This is a genomic window from Saprospiraceae bacterium (genome assembly GCA_016715965.1).
Lineage (GTDB): Bacteria > Bacteroidota > Bacteroidia > Chitinophagales > Saprospiraceae > Vicinibacter.
This window is the reverse complement of record JADJXG010000001.1, coordinates 727,549-746,335: the sequence shown is the minus strand read 5'-3', so window position 1 is coordinate 746,335 and position 18,787 is coordinate 727,549. Positions and strand designations below refer to the sequence as shown.

Annotated in this window: 14 protein-coding genes; 11 read left to right on the top strand and 3 right to left on the bottom strand. The window is 41.0% G+C overall.

Features of this window, described 5'->3' with window-relative positions:
• Positions 1–110: 110 nt before the first annotated feature.
• The gene (locus IPM48_02785) at positions 111–479 is read right to left on the bottom strand and encodes a hypothetical protein (protein ID MBK9270498.1); all 369 of its coding nucleotides are present in this window, start codon (positions 477–479) and stop codon (positions 111–113) included.
• Between the two features lie 106 nt (positions 480–585).
• Here IPM48_02785 and IPM48_02780 point away from each other — a divergent pair, with 106 nt between their 5' ends.
• The 11 genes from IPM48_02780 (at position 586) to IPM48_02730 (ending at position 15,917) form a co-directional block, all read left to right on the top strand.
• The gene (locus tag IPM48_02780; GenBank protein ID MBK9270497.1) at positions 586–2,505 is read left to right on the top strand and encodes an amino acid permease; all 1,920 of its coding nucleotides are present in this window, start codon (positions 586–588) and stop codon (positions 2,503–2,505) included.
• Positions 2,506–2,582: 77 nt separating this feature from the next.
• Positions 2,583–3,701, top strand: coding sequence for a hypothetical protein (locus IPM48_02775; GenBank protein ID MBK9270496.1), 1,119 nt, complete (start codon positions 2,583–2,585; stop codon positions 3,699–3,701).
• Between the two features lie 269 nt (positions 3,702–3,970).
• The gene (locus IPM48_02770; protein MBK9270495.1) at positions 3,971–4,876 is read left to right on the top strand and encodes a tyrosine recombinase; all 906 of its coding nucleotides are present in this window, start codon (positions 3,971–3,973) and stop codon (positions 4,874–4,876) included.
• A gap of 134 nt (positions 4,877–5,010) precedes the next feature.
• Positions 5,011–6,978, top strand: a complete 1,968-nt coding sequence (locus IPM48_02765; GenBank protein MBK9270494.1) for a KUP/HAK/KT family potassium transporter — start codon at positions 5,011–5,013, stop codon at positions 6,976–6,978.
• Positions 6,979–7,082: 104 nt separating this feature from the next.
• Positions 7,083–7,793 (top strand): YebC/PmpR family DNA-binding transcriptional regulator, encoded by a 711-nt coding sequence (locus IPM48_02760; protein ID MBK9270493.1) that lies wholly within the window; start codon positions 7,083–7,085, stop codon positions 7,791–7,793.
• Positions 7,794–7,824: 31 nt separating this feature from the next.
• On the top strand, positions 7,825–9,771 hold the full coding sequence (locus tag IPM48_02755; protein MBK9270492.1) for a tetratricopeptide repeat protein: 1,947 nt from the start codon (positions 7,825–7,827) through the stop codon (positions 9,769–9,771).
• The gene (locus IPM48_02750) at positions 9,758–12,691 is read left to right on the top strand and encodes a serine hydrolase (GenBank protein ID MBK9270491.1); all 2,934 of its coding nucleotides are present in this window, start codon (positions 9,758–9,760) and stop codon (positions 12,689–12,691) included. Before IPM48_02755 ends, IPM48_02750 begins: the two co-directional genes overlap by 14 nt.
• Complete coding sequence (locus IPM48_02745) at positions 12,688–13,914, top strand: ABC transporter permease (protein ID MBK9270490.1); 1,227 nt, start codon at positions 12,688–12,690, stop codon at positions 13,912–13,914. The genes IPM48_02750 and IPM48_02745 overlap by 4 nt, the downstream gene beginning before the upstream one ends.
• 56 nt (positions 13,915–13,970) lie before the next feature.
• The gene (locus IPM48_02740) at positions 13,971–14,330 is read left to right on the top strand and encodes a hypothetical protein (protein MBK9270489.1); all 360 of its coding nucleotides are present in this window, start codon (positions 13,971–13,973) and stop codon (positions 14,328–14,330) included.
• A 17-nt stretch (positions 14,331–14,347) separates the two neighbouring features.
• Positions 14,348–14,992: a peptidylprolyl isomerase gene (locus IPM48_02735; protein MBK9270488.1), complete on the top strand. Its 645-nt coding sequence runs from the start codon at positions 14,348–14,350 to the stop codon at positions 14,990–14,992.
• 37 nt (positions 14,993–15,029) lie between these two features.
• Positions 15,030–15,917: a peptidylprolyl isomerase gene (locus IPM48_02730; protein ID MBK9270487.1), complete on the top strand. Its 888-nt coding sequence runs from the start codon at positions 15,030–15,032 to the stop codon at positions 15,915–15,917.
• A 329-nt stretch (positions 15,918–16,246) separates the two neighbouring features.
• On the opposite strand, the gene IPM48_02725 is transcribed toward IPM48_02730, so the two are convergent.
• Together IPM48_02725 and IPM48_02720 are read right to left on the bottom strand one after the other, a co-directional pair.
• Positions 16,247–17,656 (bottom strand): tetratricopeptide repeat protein, encoded by a 1,410-nt coding sequence (locus IPM48_02725; GenBank protein ID MBK9270486.1) that lies wholly within the window; start codon positions 17,654–17,656, stop codon positions 16,247–16,249.
• Between the two features lie 226 nt (positions 17,657–17,882).
• Positions 17,883–18,785, bottom strand: a complete 903-nt coding sequence (locus tag IPM48_02720; protein MBK9270485.1) for a DMT family transporter — start codon at positions 18,783–18,785, stop codon at positions 17,883–17,885.
• Between the last annotated feature and the right edge of the window lie 2 nt (positions 18,786–18,787).

Genomic DNA, 18,787 nt, shown 5'->3' with positions numbered 1-18,787 from the left:
AGGATTAGGTAAAAGCTGAGGTGGAAAAAGAAATATTTATAATCATGGGGCAGTCATATAAAACGGTAGCTGTCCATGTTATTTTAATTGGAAAAAACTGTGTCATTGCATTATTGGGGTGCACCATTTTGCACCCAACATTTGATCACATTTATGACGGAGGCATCCAACTTAACACCAGTTGGAGGCATTGGAAAACAACCGGCCCCATGTTCTATGGCACAGATCATTTTGTTTCCAACAGCGGTTGCAGTTGCCTTTGCTGATGCATAATTGGACAAGTCTATCCCATTTGCAGGTACAGTGCCAGCATGACAACCGGACAATGCACAATTCTGATCGAGGTGAGATTTTACAGTCGTGTCATAGGTTGCCACAATACCTGAACAATCATTTGTTGAGCCGTCGTCTTCCCCACAAGCCAACAAAAACCCCAGAAGCAAAAAAGTATATAAAAATGAGAGTTTAAAATAGTGCATTTTCACTTGATTTGAAGGGCAAATATAAGTGATCTGCACATGTCAGAAGTGGAAAATATAATCAACTGTGTAAAAATTATCTATGTTTACCACACAATAAATTGAAATGTGGAAAACCTGGTTTAGAAGGAAAAGCACGCAAGACATCCTGAAGGGTCGCGAGTCTCATGAAATATTGCACAAAACACTTAGTGTCAGAGATTTAACATCATTTGGAATCGCTGCTATTATTGGGGCGGGTATTTTTAGCACCATAGGCACTGCTGCTTCCGAAGGCGGGCCCGGAGTATTGTTTTTATTTATTTTTACTGCTTTGGCTTGTGGCATGGCGGCTTTTTGTTACGCAGAATTCGCCAGCATGCTTCCCGTGGCGGGCAGTGCTTATACCTATTCCTATGTCGCATTTGGAGAGTTAATCGCATGGATTATCGGTTGGGCTTTGATTATGGAATATGCGGTGGGAAATATTACTGTGGCGATAAGTTGGAGTGATTATTTCTGCGGATTCCTGGAAGGTTTTGGAATCCATCTTCCAATGTGGATGCAAATGGATTATTTCACGGCACACCAATTGTACCAAGAGGCTGAAGGATTGTTGAAAAATGGTACAGAATGGAGCTTGCTGGATGCCAGAATTCGGGAAGCACATGAAGCTTACACCACAGCACCCAATCTGTTGGGTTTTCATCTGGTGTTGGATATTCCTGCATTGCTTATCATTGGATCTATTTCGTGGTTGGTCTATCGGGGAATTAAAGAATCCAGAACCGCCAGCAATATTATGGTGGTCATCAAAATTGCAGTGGTCATTCTCGTTATTTTGGTCGGCGCGTTTTATGTCAATCCGGAAAATTGGTCTCCCTTTGCCCCCAATGGTATTGGAGGAATTTTGAGAGGGGTCTCTGCCGTTTTTTTTGCTTACATCGGTTTTGATGCGATTTCGACCACCGCAGAGGAATGCAAGAATCCGCAACGCGATCTCCCGCGAAGCATGTTGTACTCCATTTTAATTTGTACGACTTTGTATATCCTGATCGCTTTGGTTTTAACAGGAATGGTTAACTATACTGAATTAGCAGTTGGCGATCCATTGGCTTTTGTATTTAGCAAGTTGGATATGCCCTGGATGAGTGGTATCATTGCATTAAGTGCCATTGTGGCAATGGCTTCTGTATTCCTGGTTTTTCAATTGGGACAACCAAGGATTTGGATGTCCATGAGTCGGGATGGTTTGTTGCCTCCTGTTTTCAAAAAAATTCACCCCAAATTTAAAACTCCTACATTTTCAACCATCGTGGCTGCCTTATTGACCGCCATTCCCGCATTGTTTTTAAATCTGACCACGGTGACCGATCTATGCTCAATAGGGACTTTATTTGCATTTGTCTTGGTATGTGGTGGGGTACTGATGATTCAGGGGAGAAAGGATTTGCCTCCTCCAAAATTCAAAACACCCTACATCAATTCAAAATGGATCATGCCCCTGGCCTTGGTATTTTCTATTTTTAGTTTAAACAGATGGCACAAAGATGATTTGAAATCGTTTCTATACAATGAACCTAAAGTCATCGGAACAGGAGACCTGTTGGCCGGCATTGATAATGAACAATTGAGTATGTTGTCGAATCACGTCATGTACTACCATCCAAAGGAATTTACGAAGGCTGGATCAGAGCTTAAAAATTATTTGGATCAACTGGGCCAGGAAAATGCAGTTGCTCTGTTTAAGAGACTGGCACTTCCGGTTGAGTTGGAATATGAAAGCAGCTGGGAAAGTTTTGTACAAAGGATTCCCAATTGGATTTTTGTTTTGGTATTTGTGACCATGTGCATTCTGTCATTTCTGAAAAATCTTTCATTGATTCCTGTCCTGGGCCTGTTGTGCTGCCTATACATGATGGCCCAAATTCCGGTGCACAATTGGCTGGGCTTTGGATTGTGGTTGTTGACAGGTTTGCTGATTTATTTTGGGTATAGCATCAGACATAGTGTTTTAGCCTTTCGAGAAAACAAACGTTCGCAATAGAGAATCTGTTTTCCCTTTCACCAGAAAATGGTAGCTAGGAAGCTTGTCTGAGTTTAGTCGCAATAAAATTAATACAAGTGAAAATAAATACCATTATTGGCTTCTTTGTTATTTACTTTTTATCAATTACAGCCAGCTCTCAGGGGAGCTATTACATCAGTGATGCAGGTAATTTTAACAATGGTCCTTATCAGATTTTGAAGTGCAATGCGGATGGTTCGAATGTTCAAGTCTTTACCAAACAGCTGCTTGCCTGGCCTCAGGACATCTTATTTTTAGAAGACAAGGGCATTGTGTTGATCAGCAATTTCACATCCAATTCCATTGATCGTTACAACGCAAACACCGGAACCTATGTCTCAAAATTTACCACAGGCATACAGGGACCCACGCGGATGAAGATTGGAAAAGACAGCCTGCTTTATGTCCTTCAGTGGTTGGGAGACGGTAAGGTAAAGCGGTATGATCTGGAAGGAAATTTTGTAGATAATTTTACAGAGCTGGGAGTGAGCAACAGCATTGGAATGGATTGGGACCTTCAGGACAATTTGTACGTGTCGAGTTACGACGGTAAGTACGTTCAGAAATTTGGGCCTGATGGTAAATCACTGGGAAGATTTATTGCCAATGGTTTGGCCGGTCCTACCAATATTCAGTTTTTGGAAAACGGAAACTGGATGGTGCTTGACTACAATGGAGCAACAATAAAACTGTATGACGGCGCAGGAAAGTTTATTAAAAATCTGGTGAGCGGAGTCTTGAATTGTGAGGGCCTGCACATCCACTCTGATGGTAGTTTTCTGATTGGTGTAGGGCAGAACGCATCGGTAAGAAAGTATGATGTAGAGGGTAGATTTGTCGGTCATCTTTTTACTCCGGGCACATTGCAATTAAAGAACCCCAATGCAGTTGTATTTAGAAAAGACGTAACGGCTACCAGGGATGAAAATAAAATCGTTAAAGCCGATTTTTTGCAGGAAACGGGAAGACATCAATTCCAAATCGTGGATGTAGAATTTACAAAAGAAATTACAACTGTTCAATTGTTGGATGCAGAAGGAAAAACCATATTAACCAGGGATGTCAGAAGAAATCAGACCCTTGATTTGTCCGCACTGAGTGCGGGAGTTTATTTAGCTTTGGGAATGTCGGCAGTCAGAAAAGCATATCGCCAGAAAATTGTTATTTCAGAATAAAGTACCCTTTATTTACTCAATTCAATTTAATCATTCAAAAAATACTGTAAATCCCTTTTGTGGATTTGTAGTTTATAAAATTTGAGATGTAATTATTCTAAAAGGTATTAAGGGTTCAAATACACAGATTATAAAAATTTAAATTATCCAAAATTATTGTATCAGAAATAGAATCTCTAATGCATAATTTGGGAATAAGACAGTCCCGTTATTTATTAAAACATATTATAAATATATATAATATGTAAAAAATAATGCACCTTTGTCCCATGGATTGGAAAAGTGCAATGGCAGGATACAAGTCTTCTTTGGCCTTGGAGCAAGGGCTTTCCTCCAATTCTGTCAAAGCCTATCTGACAGATGTCGGCAAACTGAGGGATTTCGCCCTGAGCCATTTGGATAACAAGAGTCCCCTTCAAATTGACATGAATGATCTTTTGGCTTTTGTGGCAGAGCTCAACACAAGATCTATGGATGAAAGGTCCCAGGCCAGATTGATCAGTGGCTTGCGCTCCTTTTTCGGGTATTTACTTACAGAGAATCTCATCCAGGAAAATCCTACAGAACATTTAATATCTCCCCGGTTGGGACAGTATTTGCCGGATGTTTTGAGTATCGATGAAATAGAATCTTGCATTTATGCAGTACAGTATGAATCTGAATTCTACCACAGGGATCGTACGATACTGGAACTGCTTTATGCCTGTGGACTGCGCGTAAGCGAATTGGTAGAATTGAAATGGAGTCAGATCCATTGGGATCCGGGCCTGGTCAAAGTCCACGGCAAAGGAAATAAAGAGAGAATCGTACCCATTGGATCAAAAGCATTGAAAGCTTTGGAAGAACTCAAATCCAATCCTCCCCATACCTTGCAAAGGGGGCAGGAAGATTTTATATTTATCAATTGTTTTGGAAAAAAATTGTCCAGAATAGGCGTGTTTAAATTGGTGAAAAAATACGCATCACTGGCTGGAATCACTAAATCCATGAGCCCGCATACTTTTAGACACTCTTTTGCCACGCATCTGGTGGAGGCAGGTGCAAATCTCCGGATTGTGCAGGCATTGTTGGGTCATGAGTCGATAACGACGACCGAGATATACACCCACCTTGACTTAAACTATCTGCGGGAGACCATCTTGCAGTTTCACCCGGCGCAGCAATGGAAATTGTAAATCCGTCTCACACAAATCGTTAATTCTTTTTAAAATACCCTAATGAGAACCCAAAACCAAAGGATTACAAGGTCTGAAATGGAGTGCTAACTATCTTTGCAAGCTTGAATGCACAAAGACATTGATGAAACAGCATGGGAGATAACGGTCATGGCCAAAAACTAAGTCTGGGGGGACTCCTCATTACCCTGGGAATTATTTTCGGGGACATTGGAACCTCTCCACTTTATGTGATTCAGGCGATATTGGGAAGCAGGGTCGTTTCTGAAGAATTGATTTTTGGTGGTATGTCCTGTGTTTTTTGGACACTGCTTATCATCACCACCGGAAAATACGTCCTCCTCGCGCTTAAGGCGGACAATAAAGGAGAAGGTGGAATTTTTGCCCTGTATGCCCTGGTGAGAAGATACAAATCCAAATATGTGATTTATCCAGCCATCATAGGCTGTGCCACCCTGATTGCAGATGGATTTATTACTCCTCCAATCTCGATTTCGTCTGCCATCGAAGGACTGAATATGCTGTTTCCTTCTGCATCCATTAATACTGTACCGATCGTCATCGGAATTATTATCGCGCTTTTTACATTTCAACAAGTTGGCACTCAGACGGTGGGTAGATATTTTGGACCCATCATGTTGATTTGGTTTACCATGATTGGGACACTGGGATTGATGCAGGTGATGCAACACCCTGAAATCCTTCGTGCTCTGAATCCTGAATACGCCATCCAACTTCTCATTAAATATCCCAGTGGATTTTGGATTCTAGGGGCGGTTTTTTTGTGTACGACCGGAGGTGAAGCGCTCTATTCAGATCTAGGCCATTGTGGAAAAGCCAACATCAGGGTAAGCTGGTCTTTTGTTTTGATCGCTTTGTTGTTGAGTTATTTTGGACAAAGTGCATTCATCGTTTCAGAATTTTCAGGTCAATCCATTGTAGATGTCAACGGCCATCCGGAATTCAGAATTTTCTATAAGATTATGCCGGAATGGTTTTTGCCCATAGGAGTGACGATTGCCACCGCAGCGACGATTATTGCAAGTCAGGCCTTGATTTCAGGGGTTTTTACACTGACCAATGAAGCCATGAAACTACATCTGTGGCCAAGGATGCGCGTAAACTACCCTTCTAATTTAAAAGGTCAGGTATATATACCCAGCATCAATTGGTTTTTGATGGTGGGTTGCATTATTGTGGTGATGATTTTCCAAAGATCTGAAAACATGGAAGCTGCTTATGGTCTTGCCATTACGATAGACATGATCATGACCACTTTGCTGCTTGGATTTTTCTACAGAATCCGATACCACAATTTCATCATTTCGCTGATTGGAACCATTCTGCTGATGGTCGTTGAATTTACTTTTTTGATTGCCAATCTGGATAAATTTATGCATGGTGGTTGGTTTTCATTGCTGATCGCAATTCCCATAGCCATCATGGTGTTTGTATTGTACAACGCCTCCAAGATCAGGCAAAAACACACCATGTTTGTGGAGTTAAACGATTACATTCCGGTGCTTCAGGATTTGCAAAATGACCAAACCATTCCAAAGGAAGCGACCCATCTCGTTTACCTTGCGATGGCCAATGACAAAAGGCTCATTGATTCCAACATCATGTATTCCATTTTGCGCAAGAGGCCCAAAAAAGCGGATGTGTATTGGTTTGTGCATGTGACCATTGGTGATGAACCCTACAACAAAACTTACAATGTGGATACCATCGTTCCCGGAAAAATTTTCTTTGTTCATCTGAAATTTGGCTTTAAGGTAGCGCACAGGGTCAATGTCATGTTTAAGGAGATAGTCGAGCAAATGGTGGAAGCAGGAGAGGTATCGATCGCAAGCCCTTACCCATCTTTGGCCAAACATCAATTGCCGGCTGATTTTAAATTTATTCTTCTTCACACCAGAGTTTCTGCCGACACAGAGTTGAGTACTTTTGAAAGATGGGTGGTCAGAACATACCGAATGATTAAAAAGATCAGTTTACCGGCGTATGAAGATTTCGGTCTGGAATTGTCCAATGTGGAAGAAGAAGTGGTCCCGATTCTCGTGGGCCCAAAAGCAGAAATGAAGCTCAGAAGAGAAACTTAATTTTCCTGTCCGGCGTCCGGACATATTTTTGATCTTAGTGGCTTATATTCTGCTTTTTAAGTTAGAATATTCTAACTTTGCGTCGCTTTTATTAATACAAAGATATGGGAAGAATTTTTGAGGTTCGCAAACATAAGATGTTTGCCAGATATTCCAAAATGAGCAAACAATTTGCTCGGATCAGCAAAGATGTGTTTATGGCAGTAAAAGCATCTGGCCCCAATCCGGACAACAATCCGCGCTTGAGGGCTGCAATGCAAAATGCCAAGGCTTTAAATATGCCGAAGGACAGATTGGAGACTGCCATCAAGAAAGCGACTTCCAAGGACGAGAAAGATCTTGAAATCATCACTTATGAGGGATATGCACCCCATGGAATTGCTGTGCTTGTAGAAACAGCTACTGACAATTCTACCAGAACGGTGGCCAATATTCGGTCTTATTTCAACAAATACGGAGGAAGTCTGGGTGTCACCGGATCTGTAGTATTTATGTTTGAGCACAAATGCAATTTTAGAATCAAAAAACCTGCAGATCTGGATGCAGAGATGTTGGAATTGGAATTAATTGATTGTGGTTGTGAAGAATTGGTGGTGGAAGAAAATGAGGTGATTGTCTATGGTCCTTTTGATTGTTTTGGAAAATTGCAATCTTACTTCGAACAAAATAATTTTGAAATCATCGAATCCGGTTTTGACAGGGTCCCTACAACAACTAAAAAATTGTCTGCTGAAGAAGAAGCGGAGGTCCAAAAACTCCTGGATAAAATAGAAGATGATGAAGATGTTCAGAATGTGTACAGTAACATGGAATAATTTATCCAGTTAATCCAATCCGTATGCAAAAATGAAAAATCAGCTCATCCATAAGCCATCCATTCTGGATCGAATTTTTTCAGATAAGATCTGGCAAAGTTATATTGTGGTTGTGCTGGCTGGTTTGTTGTATCTCAATACCGCTTTCCACGATTTTGCAGTAGACGATGGCATTGTCATCCATAAAAATGAATTTGTTGCCAAAGGAATTTCTGGGATTCCGGATATCCTGTCAAAGGACACCTTCAGGGGATTTTTTAAAAAAGAAGGAAAAGATAAGCTGGTTTCAGGTGGAAGGTACAGACCACTTACCCTGGTGGTATTTTCAATCATCTATGAGATAGTTGGGCCTATGGCTCCTGTGTATCATATTTTACAAATTCTTGCGTACGCATTTTTGTGTTTTTTGATTTATAAGTTGTTCTGTGTTCTGCTCAATCCCCATTTTGGCGATTCAGCATCGGTGATCTCTTTTCTTGGCGCGCTGCTGTTTGCAGCTCACCCCATTCACACCGAAGTTGTTGCCAACATCAAAGGAATGGATGAGGTAGCAGCATTGCTATTTTCGGTTTTGTCTTTTCATGCATTTCTCAAAGCAGCGGACACGAAGATGCCGGTTTGGAATATGGCGGGCATGATCTGGTTATTCTTAGGATTGATGTCCAAGGAAAATGCAATTGGTTTTGTGTTGCTTATTCCAGTTGGATTGTGGACATTGTACAGACAAAGTTTTTCCCAAAGCATCAAGGTATTTTTTTTACTGCTTGTTCCCACTTTTTTGTTTTTAATCATTCGCGCTCAAATTCTCGGTTGGAATCCCATCGCCGGTCAATCCGGTGAACTGATGAACAATCCATTTCTCAAATTTGCAAATGGGAAATATGTTTTTTTTAGTGCCGCAGAAAGATATGCCACCATTCTCTTTACTTTGTTCAAGTATTTGGGATTGCTGTCGTTTCCACACCCCTTGACGTATGACTATTATCCAAAACAAATTCCAATTCAAAATTTTTCAAATCTCGTTCCATGGATTTCACTGACATTACATCTTGCAATGTTATGGTTTATATTCAAATGGAAAAAGACAAGGCCATTGTGGTCATGGTCTCTGCTCTGCTACTTGGTACCGCTTTCATTGGTAAGCAATTTAGTATTCCCAATTGGAACTTTCATGGGTGAGCGATTTCTATTTATGTCTTCTCTTGGTTTTGCAATGATTCTGGGATCCTTGTTTTATCAATGGAAAATAGCATCAGCTAGAATAATCCAATGGAGTTTTATTCTTTTAATCCTATTGTATTCTCTAAAAACGATCAGCCGCAACATGGATTGGAAGAACGATTTTACACTGATACTTCACGATGCACAAATTTCTTCCAACAGTGCAAAAATAAACAATGCAGTGGGTGGGATATTGTTGGATCAGGTGAAAGATTTGAAAGACAGTTCTGCCATCCGGAAAAACATTGTAAAGGCCAAAACCCATTTATTGAAAGCCATCGACTTGCATCCATTTTATTTTGATGCATACAACCTGTTGGGTAATGCGCATTTTATGTCAAAGGAGTATGATATTGCAGCACAGAAATACGAATTTGTATTAAAATATTTGCCGGAAGACAGTGAAGCCCTCAATAACCTGCATTTAACTTTAAGAGAAAACGGGCGCAACAAGGGAATGGTGGAAAACAATCCCCAGGCCGCCATTTTATTGTTGAATCGCGCATTGCAACTTAAACCGGATGATCCGGAGACCATTAGTTTGCTCGGTGTGGGTCATGGTGTGATGGGAGACTACACCAAGGCCATTGAGTATTTTAACCAGGTACTATCCATGCAACCTGAATCTGCGGAAGCGCATTTTAATTTATATCTCACTTACATGAACATGGGTAATACTCAAAAAGCGGAAGCTGCGCTTGCGGAGGCCCAAAAAAGAGATCCAGACATCACTAAAAAATTCAATGCAAATCGCTAATCGACATATCGCCCGGATTTTTTTATCGCTTTTATTGGTTTGGTTTTTCACCGGGCTTGATCTCAAAGCTCAGTTAAAAGAAGTAAACCACGATTGGGTGCAAGAAAAACTGGCGCTGATGAGCCTTGAGGAAAAAATAGGACAACTTTTTATGATCAGGGCCTATGGAAAAAATGATTCAGCGCATATCCAGCGAGTGATCCACTTGATTTCAAATTATCATGTTGGAGGACTTTGTTTTTTTCAGGGGGATCCTGTGACACAGGCGCAATTGACCAATTTATACCAAAGCACCGCCAAGATTCCGCTGTTGATCAGCATGGATGCAGAATGGGGATTGGGTATGAGACTAAAACAGGATGGTTTTCATTTTCCCAAACAAATGACCATGGGGGCGCTCAGCAACAATCAACTGATCTACAAAATGGGGCGGGAGCAAGCCATACACCTGAGCAGACTGGGAGTCCATTTGAATTTTGCTCCGGTCCTTGATATCAACAACAATCCCAACAATCCAGTGATCAACGAGCGATCTTTTGGGGACGATAAATTAAAAGTAAGTCAAAAGTCTTACTCATTTATGAAGGGATTGCAAGATGGCGGGGTGTTGGCATGCGCCAAACACTTTCCGGGACATGGTGACACAGATATCGATTCTCATTTTGATCTTCCCATTCTAAAACACGATAAGGAGCGACTGGATAGTTTTGAGTTGTTTCCATTCAAAGTATTGGGTCAAACAGAATTGGCTTCTGTGATGATTGCCCATCTGGCTATTCCTGCCCTCGACCCTTCTCAGGATAAACCCGCCTCACTTTCCAGATCCGTGATTCAAAAATTGCTGCGGAGAGAAATGGCCTATGACGGCTTGGTGATTACAGATGCTCTGGAGATGAAAGCAGTTTCCAAAAAATATCCGGCAGGACAACTTGAATTGGAAGCACTGAAAGCAGGAAACGATATACTACTCCTTAGTGAAAACATCGAAGCTGCAGTTGATGTCATTAAAAAAGCCATCGAAGAAGATGAATTAAAATTATCCGATCTCAACGGCACAGTGTACCGGATACTGATGGCAAAAACCAAAGCAGGTCTGCATCATCCGGGAGAAATAAAACTAGACGAAATCGTCAGGGAACTAAATACTCCCCAGGCTCATCATATCAGGGATCAGATTTATAGAGAAGCCATTACACTTGTAAAAGATGAGTATAAAAAAGTGCCCATCCGAAAGCTCCCGAAAAAATCGACTGTGATCAGCTTTGGTACAAAATCCGGAAATGCTTTTCACAACAGACTCCGAAATTATTTTACAGCGGATGAATATTTTCTCGATTATCGTGACAGCTTCGATTCAAAACTGCGCGAATCTGTTGAACAATCCAATCTGGTGATATTAACCCTTCATCGGCTGAATTATAAAGCAGGACAGAAATATGGGTTGAGTGATTTGGCCATTCAGCAGATTGGTGAGATTGCCAAAAAGAAACAGATCATTGCAATTGTTTTTGGTACGCCCTATGCGATTCAATTCTTAAAGGATTTGCCTTCCATCCTTTTGACTTATGAAGACAACCCACAAGTCCAGGATATCGCTGCGCAGATCCTAATGGGCACAGATCCGATTTCCGGTATTTTGCCCGTCGCCATATCCAATGAATTTCCCAATGGCACTGGGATCTTAAGACCTTCCCTCTTGAGATTGGGATACAGCTTACCGGAATCGGTTGGGATGAATTCAGTTGCTTTGGCGCAGATCGATTCGATTTGTTATAAAATGATTGAAGACAGAGCAACACCAGGTGCTCAGATTTTAATTGCAAAAGATCATAAAATCATTTACCAAAAGTCTTTTGGTACAACAGATTTTCTCATGGATCACGGCGTGGACAACAACCAATTGTACGACATTGCCAGCCTCACCAAGATTTTTGGTGCAGCGCCGGCTTTGATGCATTTGATAGATCGATACCAACTCGATGTGACAAAAATGTTGGCTGAGATCTATTCACCCGCCAGAGGTACGGACAAAGAAATGATTCCATTAAAGGATATTCTTCTTCATCAGTCCGGTCTTCAAAGTTGGATCCCATTTTACAAACATACATTGATAGCTCCTGATACGCTCAATTTGTTGGATCCACTGTATTATCGGAGAAATGCAGATGACGTATTTTCCATTGAAGTGGCCAAAAATACATTTCTACACAGAGGCATCCTGGATACTATTTTCGCCCGAATTCTGAGCAGCAAACTTTCAGAAACCAAAAAATACCAATACTCAGACCTTTGGTTTTACACCTTGCCGGATCTGTTCGAAAAGTGGACCGGTGAATCGTATGAGGATTGGCTTGAAAACGGATTTTTTGCATCCCTCGGTTTGACATCCACGATGTACAATCCATTGAAAAAAGGAATTCGGGAAACGCAAATCGCTCCATCCGAAGATGATCATTATTTTAGACAACAGGTTTTGCTCGGTTATGTACATGACATGGGTGCAGCCATGTTGGGAGGTGTTAGTGGTCACGCAGGATTGTTTTCACACAGTAGAGATCTTGCAGTCATGATGCAGTGTTATTTGAATTTGGGTCAATATGGAGGAGAGGAATATTTTCAATCCAATACCATCCGAATGTTTACCTGGAGAGATCCTCAATGGAATAGAAGATCTTTGTGTTTTGATTTGAAAACAATAGGCGGCACGGATCCACCCTATGTTTCCAATTTTGCATCCGAAAATACCTTTGGCCATCAGGGGTTTACAGGGACCTGTGCCTGGGCCGATCCAAAGCACGATCTAATTTATATTTTTTTATCCAACCGGACTTATCCCAATAGCAGCATCAATCTGCTTCACCGCAAAAGATACAGAACCAAAATTCAGGATATCATTTATCAATCAATGATTGCATCATGAGAGTGGTTGCCTTTCTCAGCTGGAAGTATCTGATTAAAAAAAAATCCAGCCAGGCGATTCATCTCATCACAGCCATCTCCATTGTGGGTATTACCATCGGTACTGCGGCATTGATCATTGTGCTATCTGTGTTTAATGGATTTGAAGAATTGCTCAATGGGATGTTTAGCAAGTACAATCCAGATATAAAAATAGTGTCGGTTGATTCGGGATTTTTTGAGAAGGATTCTGCGATCGTGGCTGAGTTGAAAACCTGGTCAGAAATTCAGGCAGTGGCAGCTTGTCTGGATATTACCGGAATGATCCAGTACGATGATGTGCAAGACTTTGGAACGATTAGAGGGATAGAGTCTAATTTCAAAGAAGTGGTCCCATTGGATTCTGCTTTGATGGAAGGTAGTTTACTCGATCCTTCATTGGATTATCATCAGACCTTAATTGGACTTGGGTTGGCAAACAAGCTCGGTGTTTCACTCAACAATATTTCCACCAGGGTTTATCTTTACATTCCCACCAGTTATGCAGAAGAATCAAAGGAAATCAGAGCAGATCAATACGGCAAAAATGCAGTAAGCCCGGTTGGAATCTTCAGTTTGCATCAGGAACTGGACAATGAAATGGTCATGGTTCCATTGTCAGATCTCCAGGAATGGAGTGGGGCAGAAAACAAATTGTCATCCATTGAGATTAAAGTGAAGTCCGGTATTTCTTCACTTAATTTGATGGAAAAGCTTCAAAAATTTTTAGGACCTCAATTCATCGTCAAGGACAGATACCGTCAGGATGAAGCGTTTCTGAAAATTATGAATCTTGAAAAATGGTTGTTCTTTCTTTTATTTAGTCTTACCCTGGTGCTGGTATCATTTACCATTATGGGAGCATTGTGGATGATTGTATTGGAAAAAAGGCTCGATATTTCTATTTTAAAATCCATCGGTATGTCCAACCGATCCCTTCAAAAGGTTTTTCTTTTGTTGGGTTTGGGAATCGGAGCCATTGGATTGGTTTCTGGTTTTGCCTTGGCCATCGGTTTTTATTTATTGCAGAACCATTATGCCCTGATCAGGGTACCCGAAGAATTTATCATTGACTCATATCCCATCGCATTAAAGTCAGCGGATTTTGTCACGGTCAGTTGTACGGTTATGGCCATTTGTCTCATGGCAAGTTTATTGCCGGTGGCAAAGATCAGCGAAGTAAAAGCGATATTCAGAGAAGAATAAAATGGATGTCTTTTATCAACCGAAACAAATTAAAATTGATCTAAATTTGTGCAACAATGGAAGCTTGGCAATTGGACTTTGAGTATTTGAGAATTCGCCATTTTATCAAGGATAAATTTGGTAAAAAAGAATTGCCCGATCTAAATGCCATTCTCTTGCTCATCGGTATCCAGGAACTTGGGCGAACCAGTACTTCTAAATTCACCAAAGAAGAAAAAACCGATTTGCTGCACATTGCCAGTTGTAGGTTGCTAAGTCAGGAAGGTTATTATGAATTTGAGGGGCTGGACCAGGATGGATGGCCTCATTATATTCAGCTCAAACCTTTTACCCTCAAAGGCGTTAAAGAACAGGAAAATTTTCTCAAGGAAATGGTGATCAGATATTTTCAAACGGAATATTCCAGTTTAATTTAAAATAACAAGAGATGATGATGAGATTCATAACAGGAATTCTGCTGATTGCAATGTTACAGGCATGCACCGGAAAGAAAGCAGAAGATCTGGTGATCATTGAGACCACCATGGGTACGATGAAAGCCCGACTCTATGACAGCACTCCGAAACACAAGGCAAATTTTATTAAGTTAATTAAAGAGAATTACTATGATGACCTCTTGTTTCACAGGGTCATACCGGGATTTATGATCCAGGGAGGCGATCCGGAATCCAGGAATGCGCCAAGAGAGGCAATGCTTGGTTCAGGTGGGCCAGGTTATACCATCGATGCGGAAATCGGACAATTGCATTTTAAAGGAGCATTATGTGCTGCACGACAAGGAGATGCTGTCAACCCACAGAAAAAATCTTCCGGATCCCAATTTTATATTGTCCATGGTCAACCAACGGATCCTGGCCAGATCCAAATGATGAATGCGAGCAAAGGCATTAAATATACACAGGAGGATTTTAACAAATACGCTCAGATCGGTGGGGCTCCTTTTTTGGATGGAGACTATACCGTATTTGGCGAGGTGGTAGAAGGACTCGAAGTCATTGATAAAATCGCAGCCACCCAGACCATGCCGGGTGATAGACCAGTCACTGATGTAAAGATGAAAATCAGACTGGCGCACTAATTCCTTAATTTCTCCCACATCTTTTAGCTATTAGGATATGAAGTACATTATATCATTTGCCATGTTCTGCATGGGATTTATAAGCCTTGCTCAAAAATCCACTGTCCGTTTTTCAGTGGACAGCCAGCATGTACAAATTCCACATGGAATCCGGTTTACCAATGAATCCTTAGAAGCCAAAAGCTATCATTGGGATTTTGGTGACGGAAGTGTTTCCAATGAAAAAAACCCGACCCACTTTTATACCAAATCGGGAATTTATCAAGTCAGCCTGAAGGCGATATTTGGCAAGAAGACAAAAGAATATAAATCCAAAATCGAAGTACTGCCTCCGGACCGCTGTCTGGTTCGATTGGAAACCTCATTTGGGAACATGCTGATCCATCTGTATGATGAAACTCCTCAACACCGGGATAATTTCACAAAACTGGTATCGGAAGCTTATTATCAGGATTTGATTTTTCACAGGGTTATCTCTGGATTTATGATTCAGGGTGGGGATCCGGATTCCCGCCATGCGAGCGCCAATACTCCTCTCGGAAGTGGAGGGCCAGGTTATACCATCCCGGCAGAGATCGACTCAAGATTCATCCATAAAAAAGGCGCGCTCGCAGCGGCAAGGACGGGAGATGCGGTTAATCCTCAGAAGAAATCATCGGGATCGCAGTTTTATATCGTGCAGGGAAGTCTCCAAACCGAAGCCATGTTGACACGGGTGGAGGATCAAAAAGGGATTAAATACACCGACGAACAAAAAAGAATCTATGCATCGATCGGAGGAACGCCTTTTTTGGACAATGATTATACCGTGTTCGGTGAAGTATTGGATGGAATCGAGGTAATCGATCGAATCGCCTCGGTGCAAACTGGTCGAGCGGACAGACCTGTTGAAGACATCAAAATGAAAATTACTTTTTTGCATTAGTATTTTCAAGTGATTGTCTACGCATCTATTTTATTAATTCAGGAAAAGGATTAAAGTGAGATAGGATTTGATCCCTTCTTTGTATAGCAAATCTTTGCATGCTAAGTCAAAATTTCAATATAAAAGCAATGGGAAGTATTTTCCGTCTAGGAAAGCGTTAGAGGATCAGTTATAATAAAGAAAAGAGGGTCTTATCCAGATTTGAATGGACAGGTGTGCAATTTCAAACTTACCCGTTCATCAGGAATTAAATATTATCCGCATTGGTCTTTCCGGCAAGGAAAATGCATTTTGATCTAAGGTAAATGTGAAACTAAAATACCAAAGCTTTAGTTGACATAACTGAAATACCGCAGCATCCCTTTGAGTTTGGGATTCTGCTCCAGTTCTGGCATAAGTTCAAACAACATGCTCAAACCATCGGGAGATTCCTGAAGGATTTCTTCAATCAGGGAATAGGCTTCTGTTTCGGAACCATTTTTCATGAATAGCGCGGCACGGCAGCAGCTTAGGTCGGCGCCAACTGAATATTTATCTGCACGATCCAATACCTTGGAGGCCTTTACAAAATGATTGTTTTTCATTAGAAACTGGACGTAGCTAGCCCAATACATACTTTGCTCTTGTCCGAGATTGGCAGATTTGTTGTAGTGGAATTCTGCTTTTTTAAGAAGTCCGATTTGTTCATAAGCAATGGCTGCACCAAGGTGAAACTCTTCTCTGTATTCATCCAGTTCCAGAGCTTCTAAATAACACTCCAGTGCTTTTTCCCAATTGGATTCGTGTTTGTAGCACTCGCCTAGATAATAAAATACTTCGTCGTTGTAAGGATCCTGGGCGATCGATTGCTTGAGCAGATCTTTGGCTTCCTGATACCGGCTCAATTTGGTGAGACATTCCGCCATAAATACAATCATTTCAGTATCCGGACCAAACATTTCATTTGCTTCGCGATAACAATTGTATGCTTTTTCAAATTGACCCAGTTGAAGAGATAGCTCTGCGCAATCCAAATAGGCCTGTTCAAATTGGGGATTGATCAGATACGAATATTCTAAGGCTTCAAGTGCCTTTTCGTATTCACCCATGCAAGACCACGCGTGCCCCAGATTGTACCAAGCCAGGTGAGAATATGGATTTTGGTCGATGATTTGCTGGTGCAGTATAATACTTTCCTCGTATTTTTTAGAAAATTCAACACTCACCCAAATTTGCTGGAGAGCTTTTGAATTATTGGGATTTAAAGTCAACGCTTCTTTGAGCGAATAAAACATTTTTTCAAAGTCTTTCATGGATTCGTAGATAAATGCTTCTGCCAAAATAATTTCTTGCAAATCGGTCTTATGGTATCCGCATCTAAACCCTGAGATAAATTGCAAAGCCTCAACTTCCTTTCTTTGGAGACAGAATATTTTTACTTTTGTAAAAATCAAATCTATATCGTGATAAGGAGCAAAACGCTCTGCGTGTCCAATGGATTCCAAAGCTTCTTCCAACCGCGATTGCCTCATCAACAGACGGGAGCGGATCAGATAAAACTCTGCTTTTGTTTTGTATTGAGAAAGTGCCAAATCAACCACCTCCAACGCACTGTTGAAGTGGCCCTGGTTCTCATAATGGTGAATTAACTTGTGAAATGATTTTTCAGGCCATAATTCAGGACTAAAAGTTCTGATCGACCCTTCGAACTCAGAAATGAGTTGATTGAGTTTTGAATTTGGTTTGGCTTCGTTTGACACTACCTTCTCAGGGATTAAATAATGACAGCGTAAAAGTAGATATTTCCAAACACAACAAGTCCAAATTTTTTTTTACCGCAAAAAATTAAATGACAAACCACAAAATTTGCAATTATCTAATGACGATCGTTTCACAACATTACAGATTAAAAGAAATTTGAATATAAATCCACATTTACTCTAAACGCTTGTCAATCACACACAAAGAATTTTCATGAAAAATATTTCAATTATAGTCTTTGTGTGCGGGTTTTGCGCTTTTTTCTACCCACCAAACCGCCCATAGAATAACCATTCCTGCAAAACAAGTGGATATGTTCAAGCGGTCTTTGCCAGTGAGATAAGCAAACACAACTGCAATAAACGGTTGCAGATAAATATAATTTCCGACCAATGAAGAGGAGGCAATTTCAAGTGCTTTTGCATTGAGTGCATAGGCCATAAATGTGGTGCAAACCAATACGAACAACAGGCTGCTCCAATGGGACCTGTTAAACTGTTCCCATTCTGCAGTAATCAAATCATACAGCCCAATGGGAAGACAAAACAATAGTGAGATTATAAACAACCATTTCATCATTTCAAATGCGCCATACCTGGCAATCAGCGGTGGGGTTTTTGTTAGAAAAATTCCAAAGAATAAAGCATTTACCAAAACCATCAGATCTCCAATCAAATTACCGGATCCGGATTGTCCGGAAGTGGAGTAAACAATGATATAGGATGCCGCCAAAAATCCAATCATGCAGCCCAGCCATTGCTTCCAATTTACTCCTTTTCCCTGCAATCCAAGCAACAACATGACAATCAAAGGGGTGCAAATCATCATTAATGCAGCGTGAATGGGGCTGGTCCTTTCCAATCCGTTGAAAAATAAAAGCTGATTGGCAAGCACACCTGTTACTGCGCAGATCAGAAAAAGTGGAATGTCTTTTTTATCAGGCTTTATGGGTTTGCCAAAGAAAAGCAAAAACAAAATAGAACCTGCACAAATCCTCAGCAAGATAAATCCGTTGGCGCCCAATAGTCCCGGATCCATGACGATCTTGGCAATGCTGTAATTGGCGCCGTAGATCAGGGCGACCAATGTCAACATCAAATGGGCCTTCCAGACTGTTTTATGAGCCATTG